This is a genomic window from Sphingopyxis sp. 10G20-10 (assembly GCF_057365075.1).
Genome location: NZ_CP195117.1, coordinates 488223 through 504018, shown reverse-complemented (window position 1 = coordinate 504018; position 15796 = coordinate 488223). Strand labels below are relative to the sequence as shown.

Here is a 15796-nt window from a genome sequence, read left to right as displayed (position 1 = left end):
ATCAGGCTCCCGGAAGGTCGAGGATGCGTTTGGCGACGACGTTGAGCATGACTTCGCTCGTCCCGCCTTCGATCGAATTGGCTTTGGTGCGCAGCCAGCCACGTGCGCGGGCACCGCCCTTGCTGTCGTCGCTATCCCATTCGAGCGCATCGCTGCCACCGCCCGCCATCACCAGTTCGTGACGGCGTTTGTTAAGTTCGGTGCCGACATATTTCATCATGTTCGAGCTCGCAGGATGCGCGCGTCCGGTTTTCCACATATCCATGAACCGCTCGCCCATCGCGCGATAGGCAAAGACATCGACGTCGAATTCGGCCATTTCGGCGCGCAGGATCGGATCATCCAGCTCGCCCGCGTCATTGCGGCCGATCGCCTTGGCAAAAGCGCTGCCGATGCTGATCATGTCACCCCCCGCGCCGCCGCCCGAAATCATTTCGCGTTCATGGCCGAGCAGATATTTGGCGACATCCCAGCCGCGGTTCACTTCACCGACGAACTGGTCTTTGGGCACCTTCACATCGTCAAAGAAAGTTTCGCAAAAAGGACTGTTGCCGCTGATGAGCAGGATCGGTTTGGTCGTCACGCCGGGGCTTTCCATGTCGAACAGCATGAAAGTGATACCCTGATATTTATTCGCCTTGTCGGTGCGGACGAGGCAGAAAATCCAGTCGGCCTGATCGGCATAACTGGTCCAGATTTTCGATCCGTTGACCACCCAATGGTCGCCTTCGTCAGCACCAAAGGTTTGTAGGCTGACAAGGTCGCTGCCCGAGCCGGGTTCGCTATAGCCTTGGCACCAGCGAATCTCGCCGCGCGCGATCTGGCCCAGATAATGAACCTTTTGTTCTTCGGTTCCGAATTTGAGCAATGCGGGGCCGAGCATCCAGATGCCAAAGCTGTTGAGCGGCGAGCGCGCTTTGATTCGCGCCATTTCCTGCTTGAGGACCTTGGCCTGTTCAGCCGACAGTCCGGCACCGCCATAAGCCTTGGGCCAATCGGGAACCGTATAGCCCTTGGCGACGCACGCCTCGAGCCATTGTTTCTGGGCGTCATTTTTGAAAACCCAATGGCGTCCACCCCAACAGATATCATCCTCGTCGCGGATCGGTTCGCGCATTTCGGCGGGGCAATTTGCTTCTAGCCAGGCGCGGGTTTCGGCGCGGAAAGCGTCCAGATCGCTCATATTTAGGCTCCTCTTTTATGGCGCGAACCTAGGACCGTTGGACAGGTTTACGCAAGCGTCAACTTTGAGCGTTCCGCCTTCCGCTACGGCGCCGTAGCGTCATATCGAGCGGCGTTGACGCGCTGTGTCGTGCGCCTAAGCTGGGTGGCAAATCAAAACGGGAGTTGAGGATATGCGATTCGCAGGAAAGGTGGCCGTGGTCACCGGCGCAGCGTCAGGAATTGGAAAAGCGGCTGTGCTAAAACTGGCCAGCGAAGGCGCGCATGTCTTTGCATCCGACATTGACGAAGCGGGTGGACGAGCACTCGCCGCACAATCCAACGGCACCATCGATTTCATCGCCTGCGACGTGTGCAAGCCCGAACAGATCGAGGCGTTGATGGATGCCGTTGCCGATCAGGCCGGCGGCATCGATATCGTTTTCAACAATGCCGGCGCCGGCGGCGACCGCGCGCCGATTGACGAGATCAGCCCCGAAGGCTGGGACGCGACGATGAACCTGCTTTTGCGCTCGGTCGCAATGGGCATCCGCTATGCCGCGCCGCATATGAAGGGACGCAAGGGTGCGTCGATCATCAACACCGCAAGTGTTGCCGCGCTGGGGGCGGGATATTCGCCCACCGCCTATGCCGTCGCCAAGATGGGAGTGCTCCATCTGTCGAAAATCGCCGCGACCGATCTGGCCCAATATGGCATTCGCGTGAACGCCATTTGCCCCGGCTTTATCAACACCAATATCTTCACATCGTCGCTGGAAGTTCCCGAGAAAAACAAGGACGAGGCCAAGGCAATTATTGCTGGGATGAGCGAAGCCGCACAGCCCGTCGCACGCGGTGGCCAGCCCGATGACATTGCCAACGCCGTCGCCTTTCTCGCTAGCGAGGATTCGGGCTTTATGACCGGCACGCATTTGCTCGTCGACGGCGGTTTGACCATCGGTGAACGCCACGCATGGGACCCCGAAACGCCGGGCCTGTTCGATGCCCTGATTGCGATGGAGGATGCCGCCAAGGCCGGGGCATCCGCGTGACCATGACTGCCACAACGGCGGCTCCCCCCAAACATTTGCCCGTCTGGCTCAAAATGGCGCATGGCATGGGCAGCATTGCCTATGGCGTCAAAGACAATGGTTTTTCGACATTTTTGCTGTTGTTTTACAATCAGGTGGTCGGGCTTGATGCCGGAATCGTCGGCACCGCGATCATGGTCGCGCTGATTGCCGATGCTTTTGTCGACCCCGTAATCGGCGAATTGTCTGATCGCACGCGCAGCCGCTGGGGCCGCCGTTTGCCCTGGCTTTATGCCGCACCGCTTCCTTTGGCGATTATGTGGATGCTGCTCTGGAATCCCCCCGCCATGAGCGATTCGATGACCGTCGTCTGGCTGATCGGATTCGCCGTCATCGTGCGTGCTCTGGTCTCGATGTGCGAAGTGCCGTCGGTCGCCCTAGTGCCCGAACTGACCCCCGATTATGACGAGCGCACCATCGTCATGCGTTATCGCTATTTGTTCGGCTGGGGCGGCGGTCTGCTGATCATGCTGCTAGCCTATGGCGTATTTTTTGGCGGCGAGAAGGGACTCACCGATCCGGCCGGCTATTTTGGTTATGCGCTTACCGGCGCGCTATTGATGGCGGGGGCCGTGCTGTTGTCGGCGGCGGGCCAGCATCGCCGCATTGCCCGGCCCAGTGTCGCCCGTGCCGAAACCGCGACGGGGCTGCGCGCGATCCTTCACGAAATGAAGCGCACCCTGTCCAACAGCGCCTTTTTGTGGCTCGTTGCGGCGGCCCTGTTCGGGTACATCAATCAGGGCATCACCTTTGCGATGACCAATTATCTGCTCGGCTTTTTCTGGCAACTCAACCAGATCGAACTGATCGGCTATGTCGTGATGTTGTTTGGCACCATGATCGTCGCCTTCCTGCTCGTCGCCCCGCTGTCGGCGCGACTCGGCAAACGCGACGCCGCCATCTTGTCGGGGTTTCTGTCGCTGGCCATCAACAGCGGAATCTATTTCGCCTATATCGCCGATATTTTCCCCGGCCTGCCCGGAAAGCCCAGCATCGTCTGGATGTTCAGCCTGGTATTTTTCGCCAATATTTTTGCCATCCTGTTGATGATCCTGTCTGCTTCGATGATGGCCGATGTGGTCGAGGCATCGCAAAGCGAAACCGGGCGGCGGTCCGAAGGCCTGTTCTTTGCCGGATATTTCTTCATGCAGAAACTGGCGACGGGGATCGGCATTTTCATCGCCGGGCAGATTTTATCCTGGGCCGCCTTTCCATCCGACGCCAAGCCGGGGCAGGTCAGCGCCTTGGTGCTCGACGATCTGGCGTGGGGCTATATGATCTCGATCCTTATCATCGGCCTCATCGGGCTGGCGATCATGCGCAAATTCCCGATTTCGCGCGACGATCATCAGGCGCGACTCGAACTGCTGGGCGACGCCGCCCGGCTCGACACCGACGCAACCGGCGCGCATCCCTAACGGAAAAGAAGAATTGCGACCCGAAAGTCGCAATTTTCCTTCACGCAGGGGTTGGCAAGCGAGGGTGAATCGGTCCAAAGGTTTACGCGAACGTAAAGGGAAAGGAAGTTTCGATGGATTTCGACCTCACTGACCGGCAGGTCTATTGGCGCGACCGGGTGCGCGATTTCATCGAGCGCAAGGTCCGCCCCGCCGTGCCAACCTATAAGGCTCAAGACGGCGCTGGCGAACGCTGGAAAGTCATCCAGATTGTCGAGGATCTCAAGGCCGAGGCCAAGGATGCCGGTATCTGGAACCTATTCATGCCGCCGCGCAGCGCCGCACATCACCATGTCGAAGAGACGTTCGAGTTTGAAGGCCCCGGCCTCACCAACCTTGAATATGCGCTTTGTGCCGAAGAAATGGGCCGCGTTGGCTTTGCCAGCGAAGTCTTCAACTGCTCGGCACCCGACACCGGTAATATGGAAGTGTTCCATCGCTATGGCACCGCCGCGCAAAAGGCGAAGTATCTCAAACCGCTGATGAACGGCGAAATCCGTTCGGCCTTTTTGATGACCGAGCCGGCGGTTGCGTCATCCGATGCCACCAACATCGAAACCCGCATCGAACGCGATGGCGATGATTATGTCATCAACGGCACCAAATGGTGGTCGTCGGGGGCCGGTGATCCGCGCTGCAAGGTCGCGATCGTCATGGGCAAGACCGATTTCGCCGCCAAGCGGCACCAGCAACAATCGATGGTGCTGATGCCGCTCGACGCGCCGGGCGTGAACATTCTGCGCCACCTGCCTGTCTTTGGGTATGACGATGCGCCGCACGGTCATATGGAAATCGAGCTCAAAGATGTTCGCGTCAACGCCGAAGAGGCAATGCTGCTGGGCGAGGGTCAGGGCTTTGCCATCGCGCAGGGACGCCTCGGGCCGGGCCGCATCCATCACTGTATGCGCACCATCGGCACCGCCGAGGAAGCGATCACCAAAATGGCCAAACGGCTGCAATCGCGCGTCGCTTTCGGCAAAACTATCGCCGAATATAGCATCTGGGAACATCGCATCGCTCGGGCGCGCATCGACATTGAAATGACGCGCCTGCTCTGCCTCAAAGCCGCCGACATGATGGACAAGGTTGGCAACAAGGCGGCGGCGGCCGAGATTGCCATGATCAAGGTGCAGGCACCAAATATGGCGCTGAAGATCATCGATGATGCAATTCAGGCGCATGGCGGTGGTGGCGTTTCAGAAGATTTCGGCCTCGCTTCAGCCTATGCTCACCAGCGCACACTGCGGCTAGCCGATGGCCCAGACGAGGTGCATGAACGCGCCATCGCCCGCATCGAATTTGCCAAGCATAGCGAAGCGAGCGAACCCGGCTTTTCATCGGGGGATGTTGGCGCCTCGCGCTAGACAAAATGCCGTTTGTGCTGAGCTTGTCGAAGCACCGCCCTTCATTCTTCACGCAAGAAGGAACGGCCCTTCGACAGGCTCAGTGCGAACGGCCAGAGAGGATCGTTTTTCATGACCAAAGCCGCCCTGTTGATCGAACCCGGCAAACCGCTGCAGATCGAAGATGTGGTGATTGCCGATTGCGGTCCGCACGAAGTCCGCATCCGCACTGCCGCGTGCGGGCTATGCCATTCGGACCTTCACTTTATCGACGGCGCCTATCCGCATCCCCTGCCCGCCATTCCGGGACATGAAGCCGCCGGGATTGTCGAGGCTGTCGGCAGCGAAGTCCGCACGGTCAAAGTCGGCGACGCAGTCGTATCTTGCCTGTCGGCCTTTTGCGGGCATTGCGAATTTTGCGTCAGCGGGCGCATGTCGCTGTGCATGGGCGGCGACACACGGCGCGTCGCGGGCGACGCCCCTCGCATCACCCGTCCCGACGGCAGTACCGTCAACCAGATGCTCAACCTCAGCGCTTTTGCCGAAACCATGCTGATCCACGAACATGCCTGTGTGCGGATCGACCCCGACATGCCGCTCGACCGCGCCGCCGTCATCGGCTGCGCCGTAACCACCGGCGCGGGCACCATCTTTAACGCCTGCAAAGTGACGCCGGGCGAAACCGTCGTTGTCGTCGGTTGCGGCGGCGTTGGGCTGGCGACGATCAACGCCGCCAAAATTGCCGGTGCGGGGCGCATTATCGCCGCCGATCCGGTTCCCGAAAAGCGCGCGCTGGCACAAAAACTAGGTGCGACTGATGTGATCGATGCGCTGGCTGACGGAGCGGCCAAACAGATTGTCGAGATGACCAAGGGCGGCGTCGACCATGCCATCGAAGCGGTCGGACGTCCGGCTTCGGCGGCGCTGGCTGTCGCCACTCTGCGCCGCGGCGGCACGGCGACCATATTGGGCATGATGCCGCTCGCCGAGAGGGTCAGTCTGTCGGCAATGGATCTGTTGTCGGGCAAGAAATTGCAGGGCGCGATCATGGGCGGCAACCGCTTCCCCGTCGACATTCCGCGCCTCGTCGATTTTTATCTGCGCGGGCTTCTCGACCTTGATAGCATCGTCGCCGAAACCATCCCGCTCGAACAGATCAACGCAGGGTTCGACAAGATGAAGAAAGGCGACGCCGCGCGGTCGGTGATCGTATTCGATCAATGACGCGTGCGCGCGCCTCTTTCGCCCTCTCCTTCAGGGGAGGGCAGCGAGACTTGGGAGCTTGTTCCCTAGTCGCAGCGGGTGGGGGCCATCGGCCTAACGCCACCTCGCGACACCCCACCCCCACCCCTCCCCTGATGGGGAGCGGCTTATGACGCTCGATGCCCAAAAAGCCTTTAGCGGCACCGTCGCGCCCGAAGGCGCGGACATATTGGACGAGGCTAGGCTGACGGCATGGATGGAAGCGAATGTCGAAGGATTCACCGGCCCGCTGACCCAAAGCAAATTTGCCGGCGGTCAATCGAACCCGACCTATAAAATCAGCGCGCCGTCGGGCGACTATGTTCTGCGCCGCAAACCCTATGGCCCGCTCCTCCCCTCTGCCCATGCGGTGGATCGCGAGTTTAAGGTGCAGGCCGGACTTCATAAAATGGGTTTCCCGGTGGCGCGCCAATATGGACTATGCACCGATGACGATGTCGTCGGCAGCTGGTTTTACGTCATGGGCATGGTCGACGGCCACACTATCTGGGACGGCGCGATGCCGGGGTCGACCCCCGCCAATCGCCGCGCCACATACGAAGCGATGATCGACACACTGGCACAACTCCACAAAGTTGACGTCACGGCGGCGGGGCTGTCCGATTATGGCAAACCCGGCAATTATTTCGGGCGACAGGTCGATCGCTGGACCAAGCAATACCGCCTCGCCGAAACCGAAGTGATGGACGAGATGGAACGGCTCATCGCCTTTCTGCCGACCAGCATTCCCGAACAGACACGCACCAGCATCGTCCATGGCGATTATCGCATCGACAATATGATCTTTGCCAAGGATCGGCCCGAAGTGCTGGCGGTGCTCGACTGGGAACTATCGACGCTGGGCGATCCACTCGCCGATTTCACCTATGTCGCCATGGCGTGGGTCACCGAAAATGGTGGCCGGTCGGGCGTCATGGACATCGACCGCAAAGCACTGGGGATTCCGGAACTAGACGCGATGGTCGAGCGTTATTGTGCTGCGACCGACCGCGACGGCGTTCCCGACATGAACTGGTATTTCGCTTATAATTTCTTCCGCCTTGCGGGCATCATCCAGGGCATCAAAAAGCGCGTCATCGAGGGCACGGCGTCTTCACAGCACGCCAAAGACATGTCCACGCGTGTCCAGCCGCTGGCGGAAAAAGCATGGCAATTTGCACAGAAAGCAGGCGTATGAATTTATTCGATATGAGCGGCAAGGTCGCGATCATCACCGGCTCGTCGCGCGGCATTGGCCAAGCGATTGCCGAGGAATATGCCGATCATGGCGCGAAGGTCGTGATCACCAGCCGCAATATCGGACCATGCGAAGAGGTGGCGGCGGCAATCAACGCCAAGCATCCCGGCGCGGCTCTGGCCATTTCGTCGAGCCTGTCGTCGAAAGAATCGCTGCAAGCGATGATCGACGCCACGCGCACCGCCTTTGGTGCGATTGACATCTTGGTCTGCAACGCCGCATCGAACCCCCATTATGGTCCGATGGAAACGATCACCGACGAGGCGCTACGCAAGACGCTCGACCATAATATCGTCGCCCAGCACTGGCTGATTTCGATGGTCGCCCCAGAAATGCGCGAACGGCAGTCGGGATCAATCATCCTCGTGTCGTCCATCGGAGGCTTGCGCGGCTCGGCCATATTGGGCGCTTATGCGATCACCAAGGCCGCCGACATTCAACTGGTCAAAAATCTGGCGCGCGAATATGGTCCGTCCAATGTCCGCATCAACGCGATTGCCCCCGGGTTGGTCAAAACCGATTTCGCCCGCGCCTTGTGGGATAACCCCGACAATCTGAAAGCATCGACGGCGAATGCCTGTCTTGGCCGTATCGGCGAACCGCGTGAAATTGCGGGTGCTGCGGTATTCTTGGGGTCGGGAGCGTCAAGCTTTATGACCGGACAAACGGTCGTTGTGGATGGAGGTGTAGTCGTATGAGCGGAGCATTGGACGGCAAAGTCGCCATCATTACCGGCGCGGGCAGCGGGATCGGTCGCGCCAGCGCGCTACGCTTTGCCGCAGAGGGCGCGAAAGTCGTTCTGGGCGACAAGACAGAGGCGGTGCACGACACCGCCAAATCGATCATCGATGCGGGTCACGCCGCCATGGCATTGGAAATCGACGCCGGTACCGAAGCCGATGTTGCCAAGCTGGTTGCGGTCGCCATCGAAACCTATGGCGGGCTCGACATCGCCTTTGCCAACGCCGGGGTCAGCGGCGGCATGACCGGCATATTCGACCTCGGCCCCGAAGAATGGGCAGAGATATTGCGCGTCAATTTGATCGGGCCGTTCCTGATGGTCAAACATGCCGGTAAAGCAATGGCGGATCAGGGACGCGGCGGGTCGATCATCATGACCGCCAGCGTCGCGGGAATTCGTTCGGGCGCGGGCGGACCGCCCTATTCGGCTTCCAAGGCAGGGGTCATCAACCTGACCAAAGTGTCGGCGCAACAGATGACCGGCACCGGCGTGCGCGTCAACGCCATCTGCCCCGGCCTGACCGAAACCGGCATGACCAAACCGACCTTCGATTATGCCAAGGCCAAGGACGTGATGCACAAGGTCGGACGGCTCAACCCGCTCCAGCGCGCCGCGCAGCCCGAAGAACTCGCCAATGTCGCGCTGTTCCTCGCCAGCGATCAGGCAAGCTATGTCAACGGACAGGCGATTGCCGTCGATGGTGGCCTCTCGTCATCGCATCCGGTCACGCGCCAACTCACCGGCCAGACAGCCGTATAGGCCAAACCGCAGTATAGGAACGCAAACATGCAATTTCGCGAGCTGGGCGACAGCATCAAGGTTATAGAAAATGGCTGCGGCGGCTGGTCGGCCTATGCGGTCACCATTTTCAAAGGAGCGCGCATATCATGATGCATGGTCGCAGCGGACACAGCCTATTGGCGGGGATGTCAAAGAAGCGGCTCGACCGCATCCCGGCGTTTCTTGCCGCCAAATATGTCGACACCGGACGTTTGCCCCACGCCGCAACTTTGGTGTCGCGGCGCGGCGAAATCGTCCATCAAAGCTGCGTCGGCGACGCGCGGCCCGGCGAGGCGTTAAAGGATGACGCCATCTTCCGCATCGCCAGCATGACCAAACCGATTACCTCGATCGTCTTTATGATGCTGGTCGAAGAGGGCAAGGTCGCGCTCAGCCACCCGCTGATCAAATACTGCCCCGAATTTGCCGACACCGGCGTATTCGTCGCGGGCGGCGGCAATGTCCCGTTTCTGACCCGGCCACCGCTGACGCCAATTTTGATGGTCGACATTTTGCGCCACACATCGGGCCTCACCTATGGTTTTCAGGAACGCACGCCGGTCGATGCCGCCTATCGCAAGGCCAAAATTGACGATTTCGACGCCGATTATACGATGGACAGCTTCCTCGCCGGTCTCGCCAAAATCCCGTTGCAGTTCGACCCCGGCACGCATTGGAATTATTCGATGGCGACCGACGTTCTGGGCGCGGTGATCGAACGGATCGAGGGCAAGCCCTTTGCCCAGGTGCTTCAGGAACGCTTGTTCGATCCGCTCGGCATGGTCGATACCGGATTCAAGGTTTCTGCGGACAAACAGCATCGGCTGACCGACTGCTATGCCTTTCATCCGACCGAAAAAATGAAGCCGTTCGACAATGGCGACAAGAGCCGCTGGGCCAAGGACCGCAGCTTTCATTCTGGCGGCGGCGGGCTGGTATCGACGCTCGCCGATTATCATCGTTTCTGCCTGATGCTGCTCGGCGGCGGCGTGCTCGGCGGCACCCGAATCATCAGCCGCAAGACGCTCGATCTGATGACCGCCAACCACCTGCCCGGCGGCGGCGATCTGGTTCAGCACAGCATCGGCATTTTTTCCGAAGCCGAAAATGCAGGCGTCGGATTCGGGCTTGGCTTTGCGGTGACCGAAAGCCCGGCGCAAACGCTGACCCCCGGGTCGGCGGGCGATTATTATTGGGGCGGCATGTTCTCGACCGGATTCTTTGTCGACCCGGTCGAAGATCTGGCGATGGTCTTTATGACCCAGCTCATGCCCTCCTCCACCTATCCCGTGCGGCGCGAGGTCAAGACTTTGGTCCACGCCGCCATCGACGATTGAACCCATAAGAGGAAACCAAAATGTCCGAAGAAACTCCCAACTCCGTAACCCTTGAAAAGGACGGCAACGTCGCCGTCATCATCGTCAACAATCCGCCGGTCAACGCGTTGTCGTGGCACGTCCGTCAGGGCCTTTCCGATCATTTTGCCGCCGCCATCGCCGATGATGGTGTCGAGGCGATTGTGCTGCGCTGTGATGGCGCGACCTTCATCGCAGGAGCCGACATCACCGAATTTGGCAAGCCGCCCAAGGGACCGGACTTTAACGCCGTGCTCAACAGCATCGAAGCGTCGCCCAAGCCGGTCGTTGCCGCAATTCACGGCACAGCGCTCGGCGGCGGGTTAGAGACCACGCTGGTTTGCCATTATCGCGTCGCCGTTCCCTCGGCCAAATTGGGCGTGCCAGAGGTCAAGCTCGGCCTGCTGCCCGGTGCGGGCGGCACCCAGCGCCTACCGCGTGTCGTCGGTATCGAAGCCGCCGCGCTGATGACCTCGACCGGCGATCCCGTCCCCGCCGCCAAGGCCAAGGACATGGGCCTCGTCGATGCGCTGGCGGGCGAGGACAGCCTTGCCGCCGACGCCATTGCCTTTGCACGCAGTAAAATCGCCGACGGCCCGCGCCCGACGCGAGACCGGGAAATCTTTGGCGACGTCGCCGCGATCGAAGCCCTCAAGTCCAAATATGCCCGCAAATGGCGCGGCTTTGAAGCGCCCTATGCCAACCTCGCCTGCGTCGAAGCGGCCACCCGTCTGCCGTTTGAAGAGGGCATGGTTTTCGAGCGCGAACAATTTATGAAACTGATGTTCGGCAGCCAGTCGGCCGCCCAACGCCACCTGTTCTTTGCCCAGCGTCAGGCCGCCAAGATCGACGGCCTGCCCAAGGACATCAAATTGCGCGACATCAAGAAAGTCGGCGTCATCGGCGCTGGTACGATGGGCGGCGGCATTTCGATGAACTTTCTGCAAAAAGGCATCCCCGTCACCATCGTCGAGATGAAGCAGAAGGCGCTCGATCACGGGATCGGCGTCATCCGCAAAAATTATGACGCGAGCGCCGCCAAGGGTCGCTTCAAGCCCGAACAGGTCGATGCGATGATGGGCGCGCTCAGCGGCACCCTCAATCTCGACGACCTCGCCGACTGCGACCTCATCATCGAGGCGGTTTATGAAAATATGGATGTCAAAAAGGATATTTTCGGCAAGCTCGACAAAATCGCCAAGCCCGGCGCCATCCTCGCGTCGAACACCAGCTACCTCGATATTGACGAAATTGCGACCGCGACCAGCCGCCCCGGCGACGTGCTGGGGATGCACTTTTTCTCCCCCGCCAATGTCATGAAACTGCTCGAAGTCGTGCGCGGCGAAAAGACCGCCCCCGACGCGCTGGCCACCGCCATGGCAATCGGCAAGAAGATCGGCAAAGTCGCCGTGGTCGCGGGCGTATGCGATGGCTTCATCGGCAACCGCATGCTCAAACCGCGCCAGGTCGAGGCGATGAACCTGTTGATGGAAGGCGCAACGCCGCAACAGATCGACAAGGTCCATGTCGAATTCGGTATGCCGATGGGCCCGTTCCAGATGAGCGATCTGGCGGGCGTCGACATCGGCTGGCACCGCGACGAAACGCGCATCGAAAGCATCCGTGATGCACTATGCGCCGTCGGGCGCTGGGGGCAAAAGACCGGCAAGGGCTTTTACGACTATGACGCCAAGCGCCAGCCCACCCCCAGCGAAGAGGTGGCGGCGATCATCGAGGATTTCCGTTCCAAATCGAACAAGGCAAAGCGCGATATCAGCGATCAGGAAATCATCGAGCGCACGCTCTATCCGATGGTCAACGAGGGCGCACTGATCCTGGCCGAAGGCAAAGCCCAGCGCGCGTCGGACATCGATGTCGTATGGATTTTTGGCTATGGCTGGCCGGTCTATCGCGGCGGCCCGATGTTCTGGGCCGGGCTGGAAGGCACCGACAAGATTGTCGCCGCGCTGGAGAAGCATGGTTTCGACATCGCGCCGCTACTGAAAGAAAAAGCAGAGGCCAAAACGGGCTTCTGACCCCATAGATATTGAGCTTTCAAAGGCCGCCTGTCCCATTGCGGGGCGGGCGGCCTTTTCTTTGCCAATAGCGGACGATCTGCTGCGTGGCGGACCCCCGAAACAGGGTTAATGCGCTGGTAAGACCTGGCGCGCGCCGCCACCCTGACGACCATGACGCTGATCGCCGCCCTGATCCTGACCTCCGCCTCCGCCGCAGCACCCGCCGCGCCGCCGCCTGCCAACACGCGTCCGCACGCGACGGCTACCGCCACGGCCCGCGCGCGCATCCTCGCCCCCGCCCAGGTGCGGCGTATCAATGGCAGGCTCGTCGTGCAGACAGGCAGCGACCGCGCCCCGACGCAGGTGCATCGGACCAAACGCCCCGACGGCGGCGAGACGGCGGACTTTTACTAAAGCGTCTGGATGATAGCCGAAAAGTCGCGGCCGTCGCTGTCGGCGGCGACAAACTCCTCATACATGGCCCGCGCCTTCTCGCCCATCGGGACATGGGCATCGACACTTGCCGCTGCCTCCATCGCAAGGCGCAGATCCTTGAGCATCAACGCGGCGGCAAAGCCCCCCGCATAGCCATTATCGGCGGGCGAGGTCGGCCCGACACCGGGCAGCGGGCAATAACTGGTCATCGACCAGCACTGGCCCGACGAAACGCTGGCAATATCGACAAACTTCTGCGGATCGAGCCCTAGTTTCTGGGCCATTGTCAATGTCTCACAGGTCGCGATCATCGACGCGCCGAGCAGCATATTGTTACAGATTTTCGCCGCCTGCCCCGCGCCGCTGTCGCCCGCATGGATGACCGCTTTGCCCATATCCTTGAGCACCGTCTCGGCACGGGCAAAGCCTTCGTCACTGCCGCCGACCATGAAGGTCAGCGTGCCGGCATTGGCCGCCGCGATGCCGCCCGATACCGGCGCATCGACGGCCAGAAGTCCAGCCTCTGTGGCAGCGGCGGCATTGCTTCGCGCGGTGGCCACGTCGATGGTCGAACAATCGAGCAGCACGATACCCTTGTCGGCATTGGGAAAGACATCGTTCGTATAGACCGCTGCGACATGCTTGCCCGCCGGCAGCATCGTTACCACGGCTTCGGCCCCGCGCACGGCTTCGCCAGCGCTCGCCGCGCGCGCGCAACCCGCCGCGACTGCCTTGTCGAGCGCCTCGGCCGACAGATCGAAAGCGCGGACTTCATGTCCTGCCTTCGCCAGATTCGCGGCCATCCCGCCGCCCATATTGCCAAGTCCAATAAATGCGATTTTCACTGTTCTTATTCCCTCTTTTTGTGTGACCGCTGCTTCAACCACGTTCGAAAGTCGTCAATCGTATAGGAGACCAATATGATGAGGCTGATGATTGGCAGTATCCACAGAGCGACAACCCACCAAAGCAATTGCTCAAGTCCGCTGGAATCATAAGTAGCCCCGGTCTCCAAAACCATGACCCAAAGAGCCAAGTGCAAGCCGATCATTGCCCCAGCTGGACCAAGCGCTTGTCCGGCAAATAATCTCACCGCCCCTTCCACTTGCCTTCGCGTTTCTCGATAAACGCCGCCATGCCTTCGGCCCGATCCTCGGTCGCGGCCAAAATTTGGAACAAACGCCGTTCGTGGAGCAGGCCCTGATCGAGCGACATTTCAAAGGCCGTATTGACCATTTCCTTGTTCACCATCGCCGCCATCGGCGGCATAGCGGCAATGATTGTGGCCGTTTTCAGGGCTTCGTCGAGCAGGCTGTCATGCGCCACAACGCGCGCGACGAGGTCCGACCTTTCGGCCTCGTCGGCATCCATCATCCGTCCGGTCAGGCACATTTCCATCGCCTTGGCTTTGCCGACCGCACGGGTCAGCCGCTGCGACCCGCCCATACCCGGCGCAACGCCCAGCTTGATTTCGGGCTGGCCGAATTTTGCCTTTTCGGACGCGATGATAAAGTCGGCCATCATCGCCACTTCACACCCGCCGCCCAAAGCAAAACCATTGACCGCCGCGATCCACGGCTTGCGCGTCGCCTTGACGAAATGGCTCGTCCATTTGGCAAAGAAATCTTCGAGAAAAAAGTCGGCCGCCGGCTTGTCGGCCATTTCCTTGATGTCGGCCCCCGCCGCAAAGGCTTTATCACCCGACCCGGTCAGCACCAGACAGCGCTGGCTATCGTCGGCTTCATAAGCGGCAAAGGCGGCGATCAAATCGTCAAGCACCTGACTGTTCAGCGCATTGAGCGCCTGTGGGCGATTGAGCGTCACCAAAGTGACGGCGCCCTTTTGTTCAACAAGGATGGTTTCGTAACTCATAGCGGGGTCCATTTCTCATCTTCGGGAAGCGGCGCGAAAATGGCGTCGATCCATTCTTCGCTGACTGCTTCGGGGGTTGGCGGGTCCCATTTCGGGCTATTGTCCTTGTCGACAATCAGAGCGCGAACGCCCTCCAGAAAATCATGCATCGCGACGACACGTGCCCCGATGGCATATTCCTGTACCATCTCGGCGGCAAAGTCGGGCATTTTGGCCCCCTCTGCCAGCTGGCGCAGCGCGACCTTGCACGTCTGGGGCGATTTGGTGCCCAGCGTGTCGCGTTCCTTCATCGCCCATTCGCTGCCATCAGCGTCGAGCGCGGCAAGAATGTCTTCATAGCGGTCGCTGGCGAACAGCCGGTTGATCTTGTCAATATTGGGCGCAATGCGCGCTGGCGGCGCAGTAACCGAAAGCTCGCCCAAAATTCCGCCGATCCGGTCGGGGTGCGCGGCGATGCGCGCCTTGGCCTCTTCCAGATTGGCGGCAGGAAGATAATGGGTCGCCAGACCCAGCGCGAGGCATTCGGCACCGTCGAGCCGCGCCCCGGTCAGCGCCAGAAACACGCCGACGCGCCCTTCGATGCGCGGCAGGTACCAGCCGCCGCCAACATCGGGAAACAGACCGATTCCGGTTTCGGGCATCGCAAAGCGCGTGTTTTCGGTGGCAACGCGATATTTGGCGGGCTGCGATATGCCGACCCCGCCGCCCATGGTGATGCCGTCCATAAAGGCGACAACCGGCTTGGGATAAGTGAACAACAAATGGTTGAGCCGATATTCGGTGTGGAAAAAGGCGCGCGCCTCGACCCCGTCCTTCGCTCCGCTTTCCGCCAACATGCGGATATCGCCGCCAGCGCAAAAGCCGCGCCCCTCGCTATGGTCGATGGTCACAGATTCGACGCTATCATCATCGCGCCAGTCGAGCAGCGCCGCAATCATCGCGTCGCACATCGGATGATTGAGCGCGTGAATGGCCTTGGGCCGGTTCAGACTGATCCGGCCGATGCGACCGTCCTGCCCGGTGATGAGATCGTCGGTCATAG

14 protein-coding genes are annotated in these 15796 nt (G+C 60.4%); 10 read left to right on the top strand and 4 right to left on the bottom strand.

Going from position 1 to position 15796, the window contains the following annotated elements:
• Position 1 precedes the first annotated feature (1 nt).
• Positions 2-1183, bottom strand: a complete 1182-nt coding sequence (locus ACR3XE_RS02460; RefSeq protein ID WP_473699165.1) for an acyl-CoA dehydrogenase family protein — start codon at positions 1181-1183, stop codon at positions 2-4.
• Between the two features lie 172 nt (positions 1184-1355).
• Here ACR3XE_RS02460 and ACR3XE_RS02455 point away from each other — a divergent pair, with 172 nt between their 5' ends.
• From ACR3XE_RS02455 to ACR3XE_RS02410, 10 genes are all read left to right on the top strand, one after another.
• Complete coding sequence (locus ACR3XE_RS02455; protein ID WP_473699166.1) at positions 1356-2213, top strand: SDR family NAD(P)-dependent oxidoreductase; 858 nt, start codon at positions 1356-1358, stop codon at positions 2211-2213.
• Positions 2214-2215: 2 nt separating this feature from the next.
• Positions 2216-3670, top strand: a complete 1455-nt coding sequence (locus ACR3XE_RS02450) for an MFS transporter (protein ID WP_473700261.1) — start codon at positions 2216-2218, stop codon at positions 3668-3670.
• 113 nt (positions 3671-3783) lie between these two features.
• Positions 3784-5073 carry an acyl-CoA dehydrogenase family protein gene (locus ACR3XE_RS02445; RefSeq protein ID WP_473699167.1) on the top strand — a complete coding sequence of 430 codons (1290 nt, stop codon included), beginning with the start codon at positions 3784-3786 and terminating at the stop codon, positions 5071-5073.
• 111 nt (positions 5074-5184) lie between these two features.
• Positions 5185-6276, top strand: a complete 1092-nt coding sequence (locus ACR3XE_RS02440; protein WP_473699168.1) for a Zn-dependent alcohol dehydrogenase — start codon at positions 5185-5187, stop codon at positions 6274-6276.
• A gap of 148 nt (positions 6277-6424) precedes the next feature.
• Complete coding sequence (locus ACR3XE_RS02435; RefSeq protein WP_473699169.1) at positions 6425-7492, top strand: phosphotransferase family protein; 1068 nt, start codon at positions 6425-6427, stop codon at positions 7490-7492.
• Positions 7489-8250 (top strand): SDR family NAD(P)-dependent oxidoreductase, encoded by a 762-nt coding sequence (locus ACR3XE_RS02430; RefSeq protein ID WP_473699170.1) that lies wholly within the window; start codon positions 7489-7491, stop codon positions 8248-8250. Before ACR3XE_RS02435 ends, ACR3XE_RS02430 begins: the two co-directional genes overlap by 4 nt.
• A complete protein-coding gene (locus ACR3XE_RS02425; protein ID WP_473699171.1) occupies positions 8247-9053 on the top strand; it encodes an SDR family NAD(P)-dependent oxidoreductase in 807 nt (268 codons plus the stop codon). Before ACR3XE_RS02430 ends, ACR3XE_RS02425 begins: the two co-directional genes overlap by 4 nt.
• 128 nt (positions 9054-9181) lie before the next feature.
• Positions 9182-10411, top strand: a complete 1230-nt coding sequence (locus ACR3XE_RS02420; protein WP_473699172.1) for a serine hydrolase domain-containing protein — start codon at positions 9182-9184, stop codon at positions 10409-10411.
• A gap of 20 nt (positions 10412-10431) precedes the next feature.
• On the top strand, positions 10432-12465 hold the full coding sequence (locus ACR3XE_RS02415; protein ID WP_473699173.1) for a 3-hydroxyacyl-CoA dehydrogenase NAD-binding domain-containing protein: 2034 nt from the start codon (positions 10432-10434) through the stop codon (positions 12463-12465).
• 153 nt (positions 12466-12618) lie between these two features.
• Complete coding sequence (locus ACR3XE_RS02410; protein WP_473699174.1) at positions 12619-12861, top strand: hypothetical protein; 243 nt, start codon at positions 12619-12621, stop codon at positions 12859-12861.
• Here ACR3XE_RS02410 and mmsB read toward each other — a convergent pair.
• The 3 genes from mmsB to ACR3XE_RS02395 all read right to left on the bottom strand — a co-directional run bounded on the left by mmsB (position 12858) and on the right by ACR3XE_RS02395 (position 15794).
• Complete coding sequence (gene mmsB / locus ACR3XE_RS02405) at positions 12858-13736, bottom strand: 3-hydroxyisobutyrate dehydrogenase (protein ID WP_486186041.1); 879 nt, start codon at positions 13734-13736, stop codon at positions 12858-12860. The genes ACR3XE_RS02410 and mmsB overlap by 4 nt on opposite strands.
• Positions 13737-13971: 235 nt before the next feature.
• Positions 13972-14754: an enoyl-CoA hydratase-related protein gene (locus ACR3XE_RS02400; protein WP_473699176.1), complete on the bottom strand. Its 783-nt coding sequence runs from the start codon at positions 14752-14754 to the stop codon at positions 13972-13974.
• A complete protein-coding gene (locus tag ACR3XE_RS02395; RefSeq protein WP_473699177.1) occupies positions 14751-15794 on the bottom strand; it encodes an enoyl-CoA hydratase/isomerase family protein in 1044 nt (347 codons plus the stop codon). The genes ACR3XE_RS02400 and ACR3XE_RS02395 overlap by 4 nt, the downstream gene beginning before the upstream one ends.
• Between the last annotated feature and the right edge of the window lie 2 nt (positions 15795-15796).